The organism is Yokenella regensburgei, assembly GCF_003634235.1.
In the GTDB taxonomy this organism is placed as follows: Bacteria; Pseudomonadota; Gammaproteobacteria; order Enterobacterales; family Enterobacteriaceae; genus Yokenella; species Yokenella regensburgei.
The window spans coordinates 2083851-2102988 of sequence record NZ_RBIZ01000003.1 but is presented as its reverse complement, the minus strand read 5'-3'; the positions used below and the strand labels follow the sequence as shown (position 1 = coordinate 2102988).

At 57.8% G+C, this 19138-nt stretch carries 16 protein-coding genes and 1 pseudogene; 14 read left to right on the top strand and 3 right to left on the bottom strand.

All coding sequences use genetic code 11. The annotated features are described in order from the left end of the window. The first annotated feature begins 62 nt into the window (after nt 1-62). Genes modA through modC form a run of 3 tightly spaced genes read left to right on the top strand, consistent with a single transcriptional unit; the run spans nt 63 to nt 2586 of the window. Nucleotides 63-836, top strand: a complete 774-nt coding sequence (gene modA, locus C7387_RS10275) for a molybdate ABC transporter substrate-binding protein (RefSeq protein ID WP_120816617.1) — start codon at nt 63-65, stop codon at nt 834-836. Beyond that, nucleotides 836-1525, top strand: coding sequence for a molybdate ABC transporter permease subunit (modB, locus tag C7387_RS10270; protein WP_006819101.1), 690 nt, complete (start codon nt 836-838; stop codon nt 1523-1525). Before modA ends, modB begins: the two co-directional genes overlap by 1 nt. Nucleotides 1526-1527: 2 nt before the next feature. Next, nucleotides 1528-2586 (top strand): molybdenum ABC transporter ATP-binding protein ModC, encoded by a 1059-nt coding sequence (gene modC, locus C7387_RS10265; RefSeq protein WP_120816616.1) that lies wholly within the window; start codon nt 1528-1530, stop codon nt 2584-2586. Here the strand turns inward: modC and C7387_RS10260 are convergent, their stop codons facing one another. Next, nucleotides 2587-3405 carry a pyridoxal phosphatase gene (locus C7387_RS10260; RefSeq protein ID WP_006819103.1) on the bottom strand — a complete coding sequence of 273 codons (819 nt, stop codon included), beginning with the start codon at nt 3403-3405 and terminating at the stop codon, nt 2587-2589. Nucleotides 3406-3556: 151 nt separating this feature from the next. On the opposite strand from C7387_RS10260, the gene pgl reads away from it, so the two are divergent. Further along, nucleotides 3557-4552 carry a 6-phosphogluconolactonase gene (gene pgl, locus C7387_RS10255; protein WP_006819105.1) on the top strand — a complete coding sequence of 332 codons (996 nt, stop codon included), beginning with the start codon at nt 3557-3559 and terminating at the stop codon, nt 4550-4552. Between the two features lie 78 nt (nt 4553-4630). Here the strand turns inward: pgl and C7387_RS10250 are convergent, their stop codons facing one another. Beyond that, the gene (locus C7387_RS10250; protein ID WP_040903417.1) at nt 4631-5905 is read right to left on the bottom strand and encodes a putative acyl-CoA thioester hydrolase; all 1275 of its coding nucleotides are present in this window, start codon (nt 5903-5905) and stop codon (nt 4631-4633) included. A 189-nt stretch (nt 5906-6094) separates the two neighbouring features. Here C7387_RS10250 and hutI point away from each other — a divergent pair. From hutI to C7387_RS10220, 6 genes and pseudogenes are all read left to right on the top strand, one after another. Continuing rightward, nucleotides 6095-7362: pseudogene (gene hutI, locus C7387_RS10245) on the top strand (imidazolonepropionase). Then, nucleotides 7359-8312 carry a formimidoylglutamase gene (gene hutG, locus C7387_RS10240; RefSeq protein ID WP_006819108.1) on the top strand — a complete coding sequence of 318 codons (954 nt, stop codon included), beginning with the start codon at nt 7359-7361 and terminating at the stop codon, nt 8310-8312. The pseudogene hutI and the gene hutG overlap by 4 nt, the downstream one beginning before the upstream one ends. 82 nt (nt 8313-8394) lie before the next feature. After that, complete coding sequence (locus C7387_RS10235; protein WP_038258823.1) at nt 8395-9132, top strand: histidine utilization repressor; 738 nt, start codon at nt 8395-8397, stop codon at nt 9130-9132. A 142-nt stretch (nt 9133-9274) separates the two neighbouring features. Then, a complete protein-coding gene (gene hutU, locus C7387_RS10230; RefSeq protein ID WP_120816615.1) occupies nt 9275-10960 on the top strand; it encodes a urocanate hydratase in 1686 nt (561 codons plus the stop codon). Nucleotides 10961-10962: 2 nt separating this feature from the next. Further along, nucleotides 10963-12495: a histidine ammonia-lyase gene (gene hutH / locus C7387_RS10225; RefSeq protein WP_120816614.1), complete on the top strand. Its 1533-nt coding sequence runs from the start codon at nt 10963-10965 to the stop codon at nt 12493-12495. Nucleotides 12496-12598: 103 nt separating this feature from the next. Next, the gene (locus tag C7387_RS10220; RefSeq protein WP_006819113.1) at nt 12599-13984 is read left to right on the top strand and encodes an amino acid permease; all 1386 of its coding nucleotides are present in this window, start codon (nt 12599-12601) and stop codon (nt 13982-13984) included. A gap of 34 nt (nt 13985-14018) precedes the next feature. On the opposite strand, the gene bioA is transcribed toward C7387_RS10220, so the two are convergent. Further along, nucleotides 14019-15308, bottom strand: coding sequence for an adenosylmethionine--8-amino-7-oxononanoate transaminase (gene bioA, locus C7387_RS10215; RefSeq protein WP_120816613.1), 1290 nt, complete (start codon nt 15306-15308; stop codon nt 14019-14021). Nucleotides 15309-15395: 87 nt separating this feature from the next. Here bioA and bioB point away from each other — a divergent pair, with 87 nt between their 5' ends. From bioB to bioD, 4 genes are read left to right on the top strand one after another with little or no spacing between them, the layout of a single operon-like run. Continuing rightward, nucleotides 15396-16436, top strand: a complete 1041-nt coding sequence (bioB, locus tag C7387_RS10210) for a biotin synthase BioB (protein ID WP_038258821.1) — start codon at nt 15396-15398, stop codon at nt 16434-16436. After that, on the top strand, nt 16433-17590 hold the full coding sequence (gene bioF / locus C7387_RS10205; protein ID WP_120816612.1) for an 8-amino-7-oxononanoate synthase: 1158 nt from the start codon (nt 16433-16435) through the stop codon (nt 17588-17590). The genes bioB and bioF overlap by 4 nt, the downstream gene beginning before the upstream one ends. Beyond that, nucleotides 17574-18329 (top strand): malonyl-ACP O-methyltransferase BioC, encoded by a 756-nt coding sequence (gene bioC, locus C7387_RS10200; protein ID WP_120816611.1) that lies wholly within the window; start codon nt 17574-17576, stop codon nt 18327-18329. Before bioF ends, bioC begins: the two co-directional genes overlap by 17 nt. Then, nucleotides 18322-19014, top strand: coding sequence for a dethiobiotin synthase (gene bioD, locus C7387_RS10195; RefSeq protein ID WP_120816744.1), 693 nt, complete (start codon nt 18322-18324; stop codon nt 19012-19014). The genes bioC and bioD overlap by 8 nt, the downstream gene beginning before the upstream one ends. Nucleotides 19015-19138: the final 124 nt, after the last annotated feature.

Genomic DNA, 19138 nt, shown 5'->3' with positions numbered 1-19138 from the left:
ATGAAAAGCACGCTCTTCTCGTTATATTATTCCATACATAACGACACTCACAGGAGCTACACATGGCACGTACATGGTTACGCCTTTTCGCCGGGGCAACGTTAACACTTTCTGTCGCCGGTCAGGCGCTGGCGGCTGACGCCAAAATTACGGTATTTGCGGCAGCCTCGCTGACTAACGCAATGCAGGATATCGCCAAAGAGTACAAAAAAGAGAAGAACGTTGATGTGGTATCGTCGTTTGCCTCTTCTTCAACACTCGCTCGCCAGATTGAAGCTGGTGCACCTGCCGACCTGTTCATTTCTGCCGATCAGAAATGGATGGATTATGCGGTAGACAAAAAGGCCATCGATACTGCCAGCCGTGAAACGCTGCTTGGCAATAGCCTGGTGGTTGTGGCACCTAAGGCCAGCGAACAGGGTGACATCACCATCGATGCTAAAACCAACTGGACCAGCCTGCTGAAGGGCGGCCGTCTGGCGGTAGGCGATCCGGAACACGTTCCGGCGGGTATTTATGCCAAAGAAGCGTTGCGGAAACTTGGCGCGTGGGAGACGCTGTCACCGAAACTGGCTCCGGCGGAAGACGTGCGCGGCGCGCTGGCGCTGGTAGAGCGTAACGAAGCGCCGTTAGGCATTGTCTACGGCTCCGACGCGGTCGCCAGCAAAGGCGTAAAAGTGATCGGGACCTTCCCGGAAGATTCACATAAAAAGGTAGAATATCCGATAGCCATCGTGGAAGGTCATAAGAATGCCACCGTGAGCGCTTTTTATGACTACCTGAAAGGGCCGCAGGCCTCTGCCATCTTTAAACAATACGGGTTTACAACGCACTAATGATTTTGTCGGATCCTGAATGGCAGGCGGTTCTGCTGAGCCTGAAAGTTTCATCCCTGGCGGTGGTTATCAGCCTGCCATTTGGGATCTTCATGGCCTGGTTGCTGGTAAGGCGTAAATTTCCAGGCAAAGCGCTGCTCGACAGCGTTATCCATCTTCCTCTCGTGTTGCCGCCGGTCGTGGTGGGCTATCTGTTGCTGATTGCCATGGGGCGACGCGGATTCATCGGTTCCTGGCTGTACGACTGGTTTGGGATCACCTTTGCCTTCAGCTGGCGCGGCGCCGTGCTGGCAGCGGCGGTGATGTCGTTCCCGCTAATGGTGCGCGCCATTCGCCTTGCGCTGGAAGGTGTCGACGTCAAGCTTGAACAGGCTGCCCGAACGCTGGGCGCCGGACGCTGGCGGGTATTTTTCACTATCACCTTACCGCTGATGCTGCCGGGCATTATCGTTGGCACGGTGCTGGCGTTTGCCCGCTCGCTGGGCGAATTTGGTGCGACCATTACCTTCGTATCCAACATCCCTGGTGAAACACGCACCATTCCTTCAGCGATGTATACGCTGATTCAGACCCCGGGTGGCGAAGGTGCTGCGGCTCGTCTGTGCGTGATTTCTATTGTGCTGGCGCTGGTTTCTCTGCTGGTTTCGGAATGGCTGGCCCGCCTTAGCCGCGAACGGACAGGGAAGTAATCATGCTGGAACTCAACTTTACTCAAACCCTGGGCACCTGCCGCCTGAATATCAACGAAACGCTTCCGGCTTCTGGTATTACGGCGGTTTTTGGCGTCTCGGGAGCCGGGAAAACTTCGCTGATTAACGCGATTAGCGGCCTGACTCGTCCACAGGAAGGGCGGATCATACTCAACGATCGTGTACTGAACGACGTGGAAAAAGGCATCTGTCTGTCGCCGGATAAACGCCGCATCGGCTATGTATTTCAGGATGCGCGTCTGTTCCCGCACTACAAAGTGCGCGGCAACCTGCGCTACGGCATGGCGAAAAGCATGGCCGGACAGTTTGACAAGCTGGTGGAACTACTCGGAATTGAAGCTCTGCTGGACAGGCTGCCGGGGAGTCTGTCGGGCGGAGAAAAGCAGCGGGTGGCTATCGGCCGTGCCCTGCTGACGGCTCCCGAATTATTGCTACTCGATGAGCCGCTGGCTTCGCTCGATATTCCCCGTAAACGCGAGCTGCTGCCGTATCTGCAGCGTCTGGCGCGGGAAATTAATATTCCGATGCTCTACGTCAGCCACTCGCTCGATGAGATCCTGCATCTGGCGGATAAAGTGCTGGTACTGGAGGCGGGGAGTGTAAAAGCCTTCGGTAATCTGGAAGAGGTCTGGGGTAGCAGCGTCATGCATCCCTGGCTGCCGCAGGATCAGCAGAGCAGTATTCTGAAAGTTACCGTGATGGAACACCACCCACATTACGCGATGACGGCGCTGGCGCTGGGCGATCAGCATCTGTGGGTAAATAAGCTCGATAAGCCGGTGCAGAGCGCGGTACGTGTGCGCATTCAGGCTTCCGACGTGTCGCTGGTGCTGCAACCGCCAACGCAAACCAGTATTCGTAACGTACTGCGCGGAAAAGTGGTGGAGTGCTACGACGACAACGGGCAGGTGGAAGTACGCCTGGAAGTGGGGGGACGCACGCTGTGGGCGCGCATCAGCCCCTGGGCCAGAGACGACCTGGGGATTAAACCAGGCCTGTGGCTCTACACCCAGATTAAGAGCGTTTCTATTACCTCTTAATCAGAGCAGGTTTTTATAGATAAAGTTAGCTATGCTGTCAGTGGTATTGTCGCCAATCACCACGTTAGCGCGGGTTTTGACCGCATCGTCGGCGTTGCCCATTGCTACGCCGGTGCCAGCGGCTTCCAGCATGCTGATGTCGTTATAGTTGTCGCCAAAGGCAACGACATCTTTCATCGACCAGCCCTGAGATTCAACCCACTGGGTCAGACGCTTACCTTTGCTGTTCCCCTGACGGGCGATATCAACCTGATCGTGCCACGACCATTCGCACTCCAGCTGCAGCGTTTTCTCCACATGGCTGACAAAATCGCGCAGTTTCGGCATGTTTTCATCGGTTAGCGCGAATTTCCACACCGCGTTCACGTCCTGAGCAGCCTGCGCCAGAGACGCAACCTGGGTAAAGGTAGGGCGCTGTTCCGGCGGCAGCGATTGCGCCCAGTTGGTGGTGCGCAGCACGTGCCCGGTCGGGCGCTCATACATCATGGCATCGTCAACGTACATCAGACCGTGAATGTCGTGCTCCTGCAGCAGCTCAATGACCTGCAGCGCTTTATTGACCGGCAATGGGGAGGCTTCCAGCACCTTTTTTGCCTGATAATCATACAAATAGGTGCCATTACAGCAAATTGCAGGTGTATCGAGCGCCAGTGCCTGATAAAAAGGGTGAATGGCAACGTGGTGACGCCCGGTGACGATGAGCAACTGATAACCCGCTTCACGAGCCCGCTTTAGCGCTTCGAGCGAGGCGGGGAGCAGCGTTTTTTGTGGGGTTAGCAGGGTTCCATCTAAATCAAGGGCAATCACGCGAGAGGTCATGAGGTAGTCCAGGTTAATGTTGAAAAAGTCATAATTGTTGATGGTACACCGTTACGGCGGTACAACAAATTTATACAGCATTGACCGCTAAAACCGTCTATCCTGGTATTTTGCTTCCACGTGCAGTTAAGCATTTAGGAAAGGAGTTTTCATGAAACAAACCGTTTATACCGCCAGCCCGGAAAGCCAGCAGATCCACGTCTGGAGCCTGAAACATGACGGCGAGCTGAAACTGGTGCAGGTGGTTGACGTGCCGGGTCAGGTTCAGCCGATGGTAGTGAGCCCTGATAAACGTTTTCTGTACGTTGGTGTTCGCCCTGAGTTTCGCGTGCTGGCCTATCGTATTGCTCCGGACGACGGCGCGTTGACCTGGGTCGCTGAATCAGCGCTGCCAGGTAGCCCAACGCATATCTCTACCGATCACCGGGGTGAATTCCTGTTCAGTGGTTCTTACAACGCAGGCTGCGTGAGCGTGACGCGTCTGGAAGACGGCCTGCCTGTCGGTGTGGTTGACGTAGTGGAAGGGCTTGAAGGCTGCCATTCAGCCAATATCTCCCCGGATAACCGCACCCTGTGGGTACCGGCGCTCAAACAGGACCGTATCTGCCTGTTCACTCTGAGCGACGACGGTAAGCTGGTTGCGCAGGAGCCTGCGGAAGTCACCACCGTGGAAGGCGCTGGTCCGCGTCACATGGTGTTCCACCCGAACCAGAAGTACGCCTACTGCGTGAATGAGCTCAACAGCTCGGTTGACGTCTGGGAACTGAATGACCCGCACGGCGACATCGAGTGCGTGCAAACGCTGGACATGATGCCGCTGGATTTCACCGGCGTGCGTTGGGCGGCGGATATCCATATTACCCCGGACGGGCGTCATCTCTACGCCTGTGACCGTACTTCCAGCCTCATCACCGTGTTCAGTGTTTCTGAAGACGGTAGCGTGCTGGAAGTGGAAGGTTTCCAGCCGACCGAAACCCAGCCGCGCGGCTTTAACGTCGATCACAGCGGCAAATATGTGATTGCTGCGGGCCAGAAATCTCATCACATTGGCGTGTATGAGATTAAAGGTGAACAGGGGCTGCTGAAAGAGAAAGGCCGCTACGCCGTAGGTCAGGGCCCGATGTGGGTGGTAGTCAACGCCTGGTAAACGGCAGCGTGCTCATCATTATCTGCTGTTCTAAATAAGGGGGGAATTATCCCCCCTTTTGCTGTCAGAAATGGCGTATTAGTTCGCCACGACTTTGCTGCCCAGACCGCGGTTGTTGTATTCCCACATGCGGTTGAACTGGCCGTCGTTCAGGTTACGCTGAATGTCGCCTTTATCATCTTTTGCACCGGTATTTCCGCTGTACGGGCGTTTAGACACGGCGGCATCAGCCCATGGTTTCGCCATGTTGAAACCTTCGTTGATCGCGCTGTCACGGATAACCACCTGGCCGTTGGTGTTGCCATCAACGTCAAGGGAGCGCCCCAGCTGCGCCACATTATCACCGGCAGCGTTAAAGCGGCTGTTGACGGCGAGGAAACCGTAGAAGATGTTCGACTGAGTGGCCGGAGCGAACACGTAAGCTTCCTGCTGAGTACGGGAGTTCACTACACGGAAATCGGTATTATCGAATACCACCGCACCGCGGCCGGAAACAATATCCACATCCCCTTCCAGATAGCTGTTGGTTACCAGCGTTCGGGTCTGACGATCGTTTTGCAGACGGTTCTGTACACCGCTGTTGGTGACGAAGAAGGTGTTCTGGCGACCCAGAATGTTCACCTTATTAATCTGTACCTGATCGCCATCGCTACGCAGCGCTACGGCCTGGTGAGTTCCGGCATCTACGCTGTCGCCCAGATTGTTTTCGATGGTCATATTCTGCAGCTGCAGGCCGTTGTTCTGTGACCAGAACACGGCAGAGCACATTACGCCGACGGTTGCGGTACGCTTGCTCTGGCAGCTGTCAAACATGTACCACGCCGGTTTGCCTGGCATGTATTTCCCGGCCGGGTTGACCAGGTGGCGCCAGGTGTTCGGGTCGATTTCGGAATCAATAGCCAGGCCAATCTTCACGTCTGCGGCGTTTTCGCCAGTGCCGTAAAGCGTCAGGCTACCCGGTGCCGCCGGAACGTACACGGTACCCTGATATTCGCCCGGCAGAATCGCAATATACAGACGGTTGCTTGAGTGCTTCGCGATGGCTGCATCTACTGCCGCCTGAATGGTGGTGTGGGTCACGCCCTGAGTACCTGCCGGCCCTACCACGAAATCAGGCTTAGCCGGAATGCTGATAGCCGACGGATCCCACGCACCGTCTTTTGGATCCAGCGCGGTGAAATAGCGAGCCTGAGTGAAATTTTTCGCTTCAGCGGCGCTTAAAATGGGGCGAGACGTCGTACCCGGTGCTTCCTGAGTGGAAGGTTGTTGATCGGGTGGCGTTGAGCTGCAGGCGGTCAGTGTCACGCCAAAAGCCAATGCCAGCGTCAGACGGGAAACCGAAAATGTGTTCATGTTGCTCCAGACCTGGTCGTCAGTGAAAAGTAAGTCCCTCAAAACCTGCTTTTTTATACTAAGTTGAGCGAAACGGGAAGCACGAACGGTAAAAAGTTCATCATGATGTGCGTAAAGGACGCACGAAGAGGGGCTGATAGTCACAAAAAACCAACATTTCTATAAGCCTTTGTTGACAAGTTCGGTGTAATGAAAATAAATGTCTATACAACCCATGACAAGCGAACATTATGACTGAACTGACCGCAGAAGACCGCATCTGGCGCAACGCTCGCCTGGCAACGCTCGACCCGTCACGTCCGCAGGCCTATGGTCTGCTCGACCATCATGCGCTTATCGTGCGCGAAGGATACATTCACGCCATCGTTGCGGATGCTGATATTCCTGCCAGTGCGCCCAACGTAATCGACGTCGGTGGGAGACTCATCACTCCGGGTCTTATTGACTGCCATACCCATCTGATCTTTGGTGGCAGCCGTGCCCAGGAGTGGGAGCAGCGGCTGAACGGCGTATCGTACCAGCAAATCAGTGCGGCGGGCGGCGGCATTAACTCGACGGTACGGGCGACCCGGGAGAGCAGTGCAGAGCAGCTCCAGTCGCTTGCTCAGGAACGGCTGAATCGACTGATGCGCGAAGGGGTAACCACCATTGAGATCAAGTCAGGTTATGGGCTGGATCTGGAAAACGAAGAGAAGATGTTGCAGGTCGCCGGGGCGCTGGCGCAGGCGAATCCGTGCGAGGTGAGCCGTACACTGCTTGCGGCCCACGCTACGCCGCCGGAGTATAGAGATAACCCCGATGAATACATCTCCCTGGTCTGCGACACCATATTGCCTGCGCTGTGGCAGAAAGAACTGTTCGAAGCGGTGGATGTTTTTTGCGAGAACGTCGGTTTTAGCCCAGCGCAAACGGAACGCGTGTTCCGCACCGCCTGCGATTTTGGCATTCCGGTGAAGGGACACGTGGAGCAGCTCTCATCCCTCGGCGGCGCGCAGCTGGTCGGGCGTTACAAAGGGCTTTCTGCCGATCACATTGAATATCTTGAACGTGACGGCGTGGTCGCTATGCAGCAGGGCGGCACGGTGGCGGTACTGCTCCCGGGGGCGTTCTATTTCCTCAATGAAACCCGCAAACCACCCATTGCACTGCTGCGAGAATTGCAGGTGCCGATGGCGGTTGCGACCGACTACAACCCGGGCACCAGCCCGTTTGCCAGTCTGCATCTCTCAATGAACATGGCCTGCGTGAAGTTTGGCCTGACGCCGGAAGAGGCCTGGGCCGGGGTGACCCGTCACGCCGCGCGAGCGCTGGGGCGCCAGGATTCGCATGGTCAGCTTGCAACCGGTTTTGTGGCTGATTTTGTCGTCTGGGATGCTCAGCACCCGGTCGAAATGGTTTATGAGCCAGGGCGTAATCCGCTCTGGCAACGTATTTTCCGTGGTGAGGTGACAGCATGAATCTGTGGCAACCGGTAGACCCTTCACTCTGGCAGGGGCGTGATGACAGCCACGAAGCCCCCAACGCGCTGCGCCTGTTTCAGACGATTGCCAACGGCGGAGATTTCGCCCCGCAAAGCCATCGCGGTAAGGTCGCGCTGTTGGGGTTTGAATGTGACGAAGGGGTGAAGCGCAACCAGGGACGGCCCGGTGCGGCACAAGGCCCGGACGTTCTGCGTAAAGCGCTGGCGAACATGGCCAGCCACCGTGGTCATGAGCGGCTGGTGGAGATGGGTAACATCCGCGCTGAGCCGGAAAAACTGGAAGCCGCGCAGCAGGCGCTGCATGATGCGGCGCTGGCCTGCCAGCAGGCCGGGATGCGCACCCTGGTGCTTGGTGGGGGACATGAAACCGCGTTTGGTCATGGTTCCGCCGTACTGGATGCGTTTCCCGACGAGCGCATTGGTATTATCAACCTTGATGCGCACCTGGATTTACGCCACGCCCCGCATGCAAGCTCCGGCACGCCTTTCCGCCAGCTGGCGCTGCACTGTGAGGCGCAGCAGCGTGGTTTCCACTATACCTGCATGGGCGCGAGCCTGGCGGCCAATACCGCCGCGCTGTGGGACGAGGCGGCGCATCGTCATGTGACGGTGATTGAGGATCTCGACGTATTGAACGCTATGGAGGCGCGGGCGCTGCCGGAAATTGCCCGGGCTATCGACAGCTACGACCGCATCTACCTGACTATCGATCTTGATGTCTTACCGGCGTGGGAAATGCCTGCGGTCTCAGCACCTGCGCCGCTTGGGATCCCGCTGGCGCAGCTGCTACGGATAGTCGAACCGCTGTGCCGCAGCGGTAAACTGCAGGCCGTCGACCTGGTGGAATTTAACCCAACCTTTGACCGTGAAGGACAAGGAGCGAAAGTCGCGGCTCGTCTCGCATGGCAAATTTTACACTGGTGGTAAGGATGACCACCGCGTTAACTGATTATGAGTATATACTCGGCTGAATTCGCCGACGATGTCAGACAAAAGGAACGCCAGCGCTATGTATTCACCCAGACCCCGACCCGCACCCGCCAGCGCGCCGGTGCCGTTTTATGAAAAAGTGAAGCAGGCTATCAGTGAGAAAATTTACGCGGGAGTCTGGCAGCCGCATGACCGTATTCCGTCGGAAGCCGAGCTGGTTGCGCAGTTTGGTTTCAGCCGGATGACGGTCAACCGTGCGGTGCGCGAACTGACGGATGAAGGCTTACTGGTCCGCCTGCAGGGGGTTGGTACCTTTGTGGCGGAGCCAAAGGGGCAATCGGCGTTGTTTGAGATCCGCAGCATTGCTGATGAGATCACCGCCCGTCACCACCAGCACCGCTGTGAAGTGCTGCTGCTCGAAGAGACCCGCGCCGACTTCACCCAGGCGGCGGCCATGGAGGTGGAGGAGGGGACGCGTATTTTCCATTCAAGGATGGTGCATTTCGAAAACGACATCCCGGTGCAGATTGAAGATCGTATCGTCAACGCCGCCGTAGTGCCTGATTATCTGCAGCAGGATTACACCACCACCACGCCGCATGCTTATCTGTCACTGATTGCACCGCTGACCGAAGGGGAGCACATCGTGGAAGCCGTCGCCGCTGCACCGGAAGATTGCCGCTTATTACATATCAAAGAGCATGACCCCTGCCTGCTCATCCGCCGCCGTACCTGGTCTACCTCGCATATTGTCTCCCATGCCAGCCTGCTTTTCCCCGGCAACCGCTACCGTCTACAGGGCCATTTCAGCTCCTGATCTCTCTGCGTCAGCAAAAGCGTGATTGCTGACGCAATATAACAAAAATGTATCCAGCTTGTTAAAAGTACGCTTGCGCGCAATTGTATAGACAAGTATATGTGTTTATACATTCACAGGTTCCCCAGAGGAGAGAACAACGATGTCGCAAACCAAATATCGCCAGCAGGAGATCCGCGCCCCGCGCGGCACAGAGCTGACTGCCAAAAGCTGGCTGACCGAAGCGCCGCTGCGCATGCTGATGAACAATCTGGACCCGGACGTAGCGGAAAACCCGAATGAGCTGGTTGTTTACGGCGGCATCGGTCGTGCGGCACGCAACTGGGAATGCTATGACGCTATCGTCAACGCGCTGACGAAGCTTGAAGAGGATGAAACGCTGCTGGTGCAGTCCGGCAAGCCGGTGGGCGTATTTAAAACCCACAGCAACGCACCGCGCGTGCTGATTGCCAATTCCAACCTCGTTCCACACTGGGCGACCTGGGAGCACTTCAACGAGCTTGATGCTAAGGGCCTCGCCATGTACGGCCAGATGACCGCGGGCAGCTGGATCTACATCGGTAGCCAGGGCATCGTGCAGGGCACCTACGAAACCTTCGTAGAAGCCGGCCGTCAGCACTACAACGGCAACCTGCAGGGGCGTTGGGTATTAACCGCCGGTCTGGGCGGTATGGGCGGCGCGCAGCCGCTGGCGGCAACCCTCGCGGGTGCCTGTTCCCTGAACATTGAATGCCAGCAGAGCCGTATCGATTTCCGTCTGCGCACCCGCTATGTGGATGAGCAGGCAACCTCGCTCGACGATGCGCTGGCGCGTATCAAAAAATACATCGCAGAAGGCAAAGCCGTGTCCATCGCGCTGTGCGGCAACGCGGCTGATATCGTGCCGGAGCTGGTAAAACGCGGCGTACGCCCGGACATGGTCACCGACCAGACCAGCGCGCACGATCCGCTGCACGGCTACCTGCCACAGGGCTGGACGTGGGAAGAGTATCAGCGTAAAGCGGAATCCGATCCGCAGGGCACCGTTGAAGCGGCCAAGCGTTCGATGGCAGAGCACGTTAGCGCGATGCTCGCTTTCAGCAAACAGGGTGTTCCGACCTTTGACTACGGCAACAACATTCGCCAGATGGCCAAAGAGATGGGCGTCAGCAATGCGTTCGATTTCCCGGGCTTCGTTCCTGCCTATATCCGTCCGCTGTTCTGCCGGGGTATCGGTCCGTTCCGCTGGGTAGCGCTGTCAGGCGATCCGCAGGACATCTATAAAACCGATGCCAAAGTCAAAGAAATCATCAAAGATGATAAGCACCTGCACCACTGGCTGGATATGGCGCGCGAGCGCATCAGCTTCCAGGGACTCCCTGCACGTATCTGCTGGGTGGGTCTGGAGTGGCGTCAGAAGCTTGGCCTCGCTTTTAACGAAATGGTACGCAGCGGTGAAGTTTCCGCGCCGATCGTCATCGGTCGTGACCACCTGGATTCTGGCTCAGTGGCCAGCCCTAACCGTGAAACTGAAGCCATGCGCGATGGTTCCGACGCCGTTTCTGACTGGCCGCTGCTGAATGCGCTGCTGAATACCGCGAGCGGTGCGACCTGGGTGTCGCTGCACCACGGTGGTGGCGTAGGAATGGGCTTCTCCCAGCACTCTGGCATGGTTATCGTCTGTGACGGTACCGACGAAGCCGCAGCGCGTATCGCACGTGTGCTGCACAACGATCCGGCAACCGGGGTAATGCGTCACGCCGACGCCGGGTACGATATTGCAATCGACTGTGCCGCCGAACAGGGGCTCAATCTTCCTATGGTCGCCGCAACGCAGGGGCATCGCTAATTATGAAAACCTTAACACTGACTCCTGGCAAACTGACTCTGGCGCAGCTGCGCGATGTTTATAATGAGCCGCTGCACCTGACGCTCGACGACGGCGCCTTTGCTGCCATCAATGAAAGCGTGGCCTGCGTCAATGCGATTATGGCAGAAGGGCGTACCGCTTATGGGATCAACACCGGATTTGGTCTACTGGCCTCCACGCGTATTGCCAATGAAGATTTAGAAAATCTGCAGCGCTCGCTGGTGCTGTCTCATGCGGCGGGCGTGGGTGAGCCGCTGGATGATGCGATGGTGCGCCTTATCATGGTGCTGAAAATCAACAGCCTGGCGCGTGGTTTTTCCGGCATTCGTTTGCAGGTTATCCAGACGCTGGTGGCAATGGTCAACGCTGGCGTTTATCCGTGGATCCCGGCGAAAGGCTCCGTTGGTGCTTCCGGTGACCTGGCGCCGCTGGCGCATATGTCACTGACCTTACTGGGTGAAGGTAAAGCCCGCTGGCAGGGTGAGTGGCTGCCTTCCACCGAAGCGCTGAAAAAAGCCGGGCTGCAGCCGCTGACCCTGGCGGCCAAAGAGGGGCTGGCGCTGCTTAACGGCACGCAAACTTCCACCGCGTTTGCGCTGCGTGGCCTGTTTGAAGCGGAAGATCTCTTTGCCTCTGCGGTAGTGTGCGGTGCTTTGACTACCGAAGCGGCGCTGGGCTCACGTCGTCCGTTTGATGCCCGTATCCATGAAGTGCGCGGGCAGCGTGGGCAAATTGATGCCGCCGCACTGTATCGCCACGTACTGACCGACGACAGCGCCATTTCGCAGTCGCATCACAACTGTAGCAAAGTGCAGGATCCGTACTCTCTGCGCTGCCAGCCGCAGGTGATGGGCGCTTGCCTGACCCAACTGCGCTATGCCTCAGAAGTGCTGCTGACGGAATCCAACGCCGTTTCCGATAACCCACTGGTGTTTGCCGCCGAGAACGAAGTGATCTCCGGCGGGAACTTCCACGCGGAACCGGTCGCGATGGCGGCAGATAACATCGCGCTGGCGATTGCCGAAATTGGTTCTCTGGCAGAACGCCGTATTGCGATGCTGATGGACAGCCATATGTCGCAGCTGCCGCCGTTCCTCGTGAAAAATGGTGGGGTAAACTCCGGCTTTATGATTGCTCAGGTCACCGCTGCGGCGCTGGCGAGTGAGAACAAAGCTTTGTCGCACCCGCACAGCGTCGACAGCCTGCCGACCTCAGCAAACCAGGAGGACCATGTCTCGATGGCGCCTGCGGCCGGACGTCGCTTATGGGAAATGGCCGCCAACACCCGTGGTGTGATCGCGGTGGAATGGCTGTCTGCCTGCCAGGGCCTGGATATGCGTGAAGGCCTGGCGACCAGCCCGCTGCTGGAGCAGGCGCGCCAGCTGCTGCGCGAGCAGGTTTCTCACTACGACAAAGACCGTTATTTCGCACCCGATATTGAAGTTGCTACTGCGCTTTTGGCACAACGTCACCTGACGAAACTGCTGCCTGCTGTATTGCCCAGCCAAAACTAACTTACCAACGTTGTTTCTGTACCTGTAGCCTGGGGGAGTTCCGCCCCCAGGCCGCTCTACACGCATTTATGCCGTCATAAAACAATTATCAGGACACTCGCAAATGCAACAACACAACAACAAGCCCCATCTGCTGCGCGGGCTTAACGCCCGTCATATTCGCTTCATCGCGCTCGGCTCCGCTATCGGTACCGGGTTATTCTATGGTTCTGCCGCTGCTATCCAGACTGCCGGGCCTGCGGTACTGCTGGCATATCTCATCGGCGGGGCTGCGGTCTTTATCGTTATGCGTGCGCTCGGTGAGATGGCGGTACGCAACCCTATCTCCGGCTCATTTGGCAGCTATGCTCGTCACTATCTCGGGCCGCTGGCCGGGTTTATCACCGGCTGGACCTATACCTTTGAGATGGTCATCGTCTGTCTTGCCGACGTCACCGCGTTTGGCATTTATATGGGGCTCTGGTACCCCGACGTTCCGCGCTGGATCTGGGTGATGAGTATCATCTGCTTTATCGGTGCGATGAACCTTTGCCACGTGCGTATTTTCGGTGAAATGGAGTTCTGGCTGTCACTGGTAAAAGTGGCGGCGATTATTGCCATGATTGCCGCCGGTGCCGGGATCATGTTCTTCGGCTTCGGGCATGCTTTCCCGGCCACCGGGCTTTCGAACCTGTGGTCGCACGGTGGTTTTGCGCCTAACGGCTGGGAAGGGGTGATAGCCTCGCTCGGGATCGTGATGTTCGCCTTTGGCGGCATCGAAATTATCGGTATTACTGCGGCAGAAGCGCAGGATCCGAAGAAGGTTATCCCGCAGGCCATTAACACTATCCCACTGCGCATCGTGCTGTTTTACGTCTGTACGCTGATGGTGCTGATGGCGATTTTCCCGTGGAACAGTATCGGCCAGCAGGGTAGTCCGTTTGTGCTGATTTTTAGCGGCCTGGGGATCCCTGCTGCGGCAAACATTCTTAACATCATCGTTATCAGCGCCACCATATCAGCCATTAACAGCGACATTTTTGGCGCGGGCCGCATGATGTACGGCATGGCGAAAGAAGGGATGGCGCCGAAAAGCTTCCTGCGCATTGCCAGCAACGGCGTGCCGTGGATGACGGTGGTGGTGATGGGTGGCTCGCTGCTGGCGGCGGTGGTGCTGAACTGGCTGATTCCGGAGCAGATTTTCGTGCTCATCGCCTCGCTTGCCGCTTTCGCAACTATCTGGGTATGGCTGATGATCCTGCTCTCCCACTTTGCCATGCGCCGCAGCATGACCGCCGCTGAAAAGGCGGAGATTGCCTTCCCGGTGCCGTTCTGGCCGGTGGCACCTGTTCTGACGCTGCTGTTTATGGGGCTGGTAATTGTGGTGCTTGGCTGGTTTGAAGAGACCCGCATGGCGCTCATCGCCGGGCTGGTATGGCTGGCATTGCTGACGGTGGTATGGTTCACCCGGGCAAAGAAACGCGCCACTGAGGCCGTCACCGAATCATAAATAAAACGCCCGGCCTGTGCCGGGCTTTCACTTTCTAGCGGCTGAACAGCTCGCGGTCGTCCAGCGCCTTTGCGACAGCGGCAGTCAGCTGCGAGAGCTGCTCCGGCGCAATGATATACGGTGGCATCAGGTAAATCAGCTTGCCAAACGGGCGGATCCACACCCCTTGTTCGACGAAGAACTTCTGCAGGCGCGCCATATTGACCGGCTCGCGGGTTTCCACCACGCCAATGGCGCCAAGAATACGCACATCCGCAACAAGTTCGTTATCGCGAAGCGGAGCAAGCTCCTGCGTGAGCTGCGCTTCAATTGTCGCCACCTGGGTTTGCCACTCACCGCTCTCAAGAATGGCAAGGCTTTCATTGGCCACGGCGCAGGCCAGCGGATTGCCCATAAAGGTGGGGCCGTGCATGAAGCAGCCTGCTTCGCCGTTGCTGATGGTCTCTGCCACTTCACGGGTGGTGATAGCGGCGGAAAGGGTCATTGTGCCGCCGGTCAGCGCTTTACCAAGGCACAGAATATCCGGCGTGATGCCCGCATGTTCGCAGGCAAACAGTTTGCCGGTGCGGCCAAAGCCGGTGGCAATTTCGTCGGCAATAAGCAAAATCCCTTCCCGATCGCACATCTGACGAATACGTTTGAGCCACTGCGGGTGATACATCCGCATCCCGCCTGCGCCCTGAACCACCGGCTCTAAAATGACCGCCGCGATTTCCTGTCGATGTGCCGCCAGCAGGCGAGCAAATGCCACCATATCCAGCTCGTCCCATTCGCCGTCGAAACGGCTTTGCGGTGCCGGCGCGAACAGGTTTTCCGGCAGATAACCCTTCCACAGACTGTGCATCGAGTTGTCCGGATCGCAGACCGACATCGCCCCGAAGGTATCGCCGTGATAGCCGTTGCGGAAAGTGAGAAAACGCTGGCGCGGCTCGCCTTTCGCCTGCCAGTACTGCAGCGCCATCTTCATCGCTACTTCAACGGCGACGGAGCCGGAGTCGGCAAGGAAGACGCACTCTAATGCTTTCGGCGTCATCGCCACAAGGCGACGACACAGCGCAACGGCGGCCGGATGGGTAATGCCACCAAACATCACGTGCGACATCTGGTCAATCTGGGCTTTCATTGCCGCGTTGAGACGTGGGTGGTTGTAGCCGTGAATAGCCGCCCACCAGGAGGACATACCGTCGACCAGATTTTCGCCGCTGGCAAGCTCAAGCTCGCAGCCGCGCGCCGAAACCACGGGATAAACCGGTAGCGGCTGGGTCATTGAGGTGTAAGGGTGCCAGATGTGGCGCTGATCGAAAGCGAGATCGTCCATTGTCATAATCGACTTGTAAACCAAATTGAAAAGTTTTAGGTTTACGAGTTTACACCGAAGCGAAAATTAACAAAACCCCTTTTGGAGATGCCAATGGCTCACCACACACGTTGGACGATGTCGCAAGTTACTGAGTTATTTAATAAACCACTGCTGGAACTGTTGTTTGAAGCGCAACAGGTGCACCGCCAGCATTTCGATCCACGCCAGGTCCAGGTCAGCACGCTGCTGTCAATTAAGACCGGTGCCTGCCCGGAAGACTGTAAATATTGCCCGCAGAGCGCGCGCTACAAAACAGGCCTCGAGTCCGAGCGTTTGATGGAAGTGGAGCAGGTGCTCGACTCGGCCCGTAAGGCGAAAAACGCGGGCTCAACCCGGTTCTGCATGGGGGCTGCGTGGAAGAACCCGCACGAGCGCGACATGCCGTATCTCGAACAAATGGTGCAGGGCGTGAAAGCTATGGGCCTTGAAGCCTGCATGACCCTCGGTACGCTTTCCGATGAGCAGGCGCAGCGCCTGGCGCACGCGGGGCTCGATTACTACAACCACAACCTCGATACCTCCCCGGAATTCTACGGCAACATCATCACCACCCGTAGCTATCAGGAACGTCTGGACACACTGGGTAAAGTGCGCGATGCCGGGATCAAAGTATGTTCTGGCGGCATCGTTGGGCTCGGCGAAACCGAGAAAGACCGGGCGGGTCTGCTGCTGCAGTTGGCTAATTTGCCAACTCCGCCGGAAAGTGTGCCAATTAACATGCTGGTTAAGGTCAAAGGTACACCGCTTGCCGATAACGACGACGTGGATGCGTTTGAATTTATTCGGACTATCGCCGTTGCGCGCATCATGATGCCCACCTCGCATGTGCGTCTCTCTGCTGGCCGTGAGCAGATGAACGAGCAGACTCAGGCAATGTGCTTTATGGCGGGCGCCAACTCCATTTTCTACGGCTGCAAACTGCTGACGACGCCAAACCCGGAAGAGGACAAAGACCTGCTGTTGTTCCGCAAACTGGGGCTGAATCCGCAGCAAACGGAAGTCACCGCCGGCGATAACGAACAGCAGGAACGGCTGGAGCAGGCGCTGCGTTCACCGGATACCGAGCAGTATTACAACGCGGCGACAGTATGAGCTGGCAACAGCGGATTGCAGCGGCGCTGAACGAACGGCAGGCTGCCGATGCGTTACGCCGCCGTCAGGCCGTGGAGCAGGGCGCCGGGCGGTGGTTAAGCCGTGACGGCGAGCGTTGGATCAATTTCTCCAGCAACGACTATCTGGGGCTGAGTCAGCACCCGGAGAGTATTCGTGCCTGGCAAACCGGGGCTTCACGTTATGGCGTGGGTAGCGGTGGTTCTGGCCACGTCAGCGGCTATACCGTGGCGCACCAGCAGCTGGAAGAAGCCCTGGCCGACTGGCTGGGCTACCCGCGTGCGCTGCTGTTTATTTCCGGTTTTGCCGCCAACCAGGCACTGATTGCCGCACTTGCGGCAAAGGGTGACAAACTGGTGGCTGACCGTCTTAGCCACGCCTCGCTGCTGGAGGCCGCAAGCCTCAGTCCGGCGACGCTGCGCCGGTTTAGTCATAACGATGCCGGTCATCTGCAACGCCTGCTGGAAGTCGATGCCGACGGCCTGAAGCTTGCCATCACTGAGGGTATCTTCAGCATGGATGGTGATTCGGCACCGCTGGCGGCTATCCATCAGGCGGCCCGGGTGGCAGATGCCTGGCTGATGGTGGATGACGCACATGGGATTGGCGTCACCGGCGAGCAGGGGCGCGGCTCCTGTCATGCCCAGGGGGTTCACCCGGAATTGCTGGTCGTGACCTTCGGTAAAGCTTTTGGCCTCAGCGGTGCCGCCGTGTTGTGTAGCGAGTCCGTGGCGGATTATCTGCTGCAGTTTGCCCGTCATCTCATCTACAGCACCGCTATGCCCGCTGCTCAGGCGGTCGCGCTACAGGCGGCGCTTGCGGTTATTCGTAGCGAAGAAGGGGAAGCGCGTCGCGCCACTCTTGCCGGGCACATTGCCGCATTCCGTGAGGGCGCGCAGGGGGCTGGCATGACGCTCACCGATTCCCGGAGCGCTATTCAGCCGCTGATCGTCGGCGAAAATGCCCGGGCGCTGGAACTTGCCGGGCGGTTACGCGCTAAAGGATGCTGGGTCACTGCGATTCGTCCACCGACGGTGCCGGCGGGTACTGCGCGGCTGCGTTTGACGCTGACCGCCACCCATCAGCCTGAGGATATTGCCCGCTTACTGGAGGTGCTGCATGACGCCGGTCAATAAACAGGCGGTAGCTGCCGCTTTTGGTCGCGCTGCGGCGCACTATTTACAGCATGATAAACTGCAGCGACAAAGCGCCAGTCTGCTGCGGGCACAGCTGCCGGAACGCCACTTCGCGCACGTACTGGACGCGGGCTGCGGTCCGGGCGCGGTGAGCCGGGTGTGGCGGGAGAGCGGGAGCCAGGTAACGGCGCTGGATCTCTCTTCACAAATGCTTGAACAGGCGCGTGCGCAGCAGGCCGCGCACCACTACATCACCGGCGATATCGAATCACTGCCGCTGCCGGACGCGCAGTTCGACCTCGTCTGGAGCAATCTTGCCGTGCAGTGGTGCGATGATTTTGGCGCGGCGCTGGCGGAGCTGTATCGAGTGGTAAAACCTGGCGGAGTGCTGGCCTTCACCACGCTTGCCGCCGGCTCTCTGCCGGAGCTGAATCAGGCCTGGCAGGCGGTGGATGAACACCCTCATGCCAACCGTTTTTTAGCGCAGGAGAGGCTCCTGGAGACGCTCTCAGCATGGCGGGGGCGTTCCAGGCTGGAATCCATCACCCTGAGCTTCCCTGACGCGATGAGCGCGATGCGTTCGCTTAAAGGCATTGGTGCCACCCATCTGCATGAAGGGCGTGCCAGCAGGCTTCTGACGCGACAAAAACTACAGGCGCTGCAGCTTGCATGGCCGCAGCACGGCGGGGGTTGCCCGCTGACTTACCATCTTTTCTGGGGAGTGATTGAACGTGACTGAACGTTATTTTGTCACCGGTACCGATACGGAAGTCGGGAAAACGGTCGCCAGCTGTGCGCTGCTGCAGGCCGCGAATCGTCTGGGACGGCGGACGGCGGGGTATAAGCCGGTCGCCTCCGGTAGTGAACAGACCGCCGAAGGGTTACGTAATAGCGATGCGCTGGCCTTGCAGCGAAATAGCGCGCTAGCGCTGCGTTATGAACAGGTGAACCCCTATACCTTCGGCGAACCGACTTCGCCGCATATTATCAGCGCCGATGAAGGGCGTCCCATTGAAGCCACGGTGCTTTCCGCTGGGTTACGGGCGCTTGAGAGTGACGCGGAGTGGGTGCTGGTTGAAGGTGCGGGGGGCTGGTACACACCGTTGTCACCGGTGCTGACATTTGCCGACTGGGTGCAGCAAGAACGCTTGCCGGTGATTCTGGTGGTTGGCGTTAAGCTTGGCTGTATTAACCATGCAGTGCTGACGGCCCAGGCAGTACTGCAGGCCGGTTTACATCTTGCAGGCTGGATTGCCAACGACGTGGTTCCACCCGGACGCCGACACGCAGAATATATGGCTACGCTAACGCGTATGTTGCCTGCGCCGCTGCTGGGAGAAATCCCGTGGATTGAAGGAGATGTTGCGCAAACTGACCTCGGTGGATATCTCGACCTTCAGCACCTGACCGCTACAAAATTGTAGAAATGTGAAGCAGATCGCGCATATATTCGCCAACGTCTAAAGCGAAAAAAACTCAAAAATTATCAATAATATTTTTTTATGTCCGGCGTTTCGCTGCCGGACCATTTTTGCCGTCAGGCGGGGG

Bases quoted from the DNA above. Each gene is read 5' to 3' on its own strand.
- C7387_RS10235 (WP_038258823.1), top strand. From the start codon at position 8,395: ATGTATTCACCCAGACCCCGACCCGCACCCGCCAGCGCGCCGGTGCCG.
- bioF (WP_120816612.1), top strand. From the start codon at position 16,433: ATGAGCTGGCAACAGCGGATTGCAGCGGCGCTGAACGAACGGCAGGCT.
- hutG (WP_006819108.1), top strand. From the start codon at position 7,359: ATGAATCTGTGGCAACCGGTAGACCCTTCACTCTGGCAGGGGCGTGAT.
- bioA (WP_120816613.1), bottom strand. From the start codon at position 15,308: ATGACAATGGACGATCTCGCTTTCGATCAGCGCCACATCTGGCACCCT.
- bioC (WP_120816611.1), top strand. From the start codon at position 17,574: ATGACGCCGGTCAATAAACAGGCGGTAGCTGCCGCTTTTGGTCGCGCT.
- modA (WP_120816617.1), top strand. From the start codon at position 63: ATGGCACGTACATGGTTACGCCTTTTCGCCGGGGCAACGTTAACACTT.
- modC (WP_120816616.1), top strand. From the start codon at position 1,528: ATGCTGGAACTCAACTTTACTCAAACCCTGGGCACCTGCCGCCTGAAT.
- C7387_RS10250 (WP_040903417.1), bottom strand. From the start codon at position 5,905: ATGAACACATTTTCGGTTTCCCGTCTGACGCTGGCATTGGCTTTTGGC.
- hutH (WP_120816614.1), top strand. From the start codon at position 10,963: ATGAAAACCTTAACACTGACTCCTGGCAAACTGACTCTGGCGCAGCTG.
- hutU (WP_120816615.1), top strand. From the start codon at position 9,275: ATGTCGCAAACCAAATATCGCCAGCAGGAGATCCGCGCCCCGCGCGGC.
- modB (WP_006819101.1), top strand. From the start codon at position 836: ATGATTTTGTCGGATCCTGAATGGCAGGCGGTTCTGCTGAGCCTGAAA.
- C7387_RS10220 (WP_006819113.1), top strand. From the start codon at position 12,599: ATGCAACAACACAACAACAAGCCCCATCTGCTGCGCGGGCTTAACGCC.
- C7387_RS10260 (WP_006819103.1), bottom strand. From the start codon at position 3,405: ATGACCTCTCGCGTGATTGCCCTTGATTTAGATGGAACCCTGCTAACC.
- pgl (WP_006819105.1), top strand. From the start codon at position 3,557: ATGAAACAAACCGTTTATACCGCCAGCCCGGAAAGCCAGCAGATCCAC.
- bioB (WP_038258821.1), top strand. From the start codon at position 15,396: ATGGCTCACCACACACGTTGGACGATGTCGCAAGTTACTGAGTTATTT.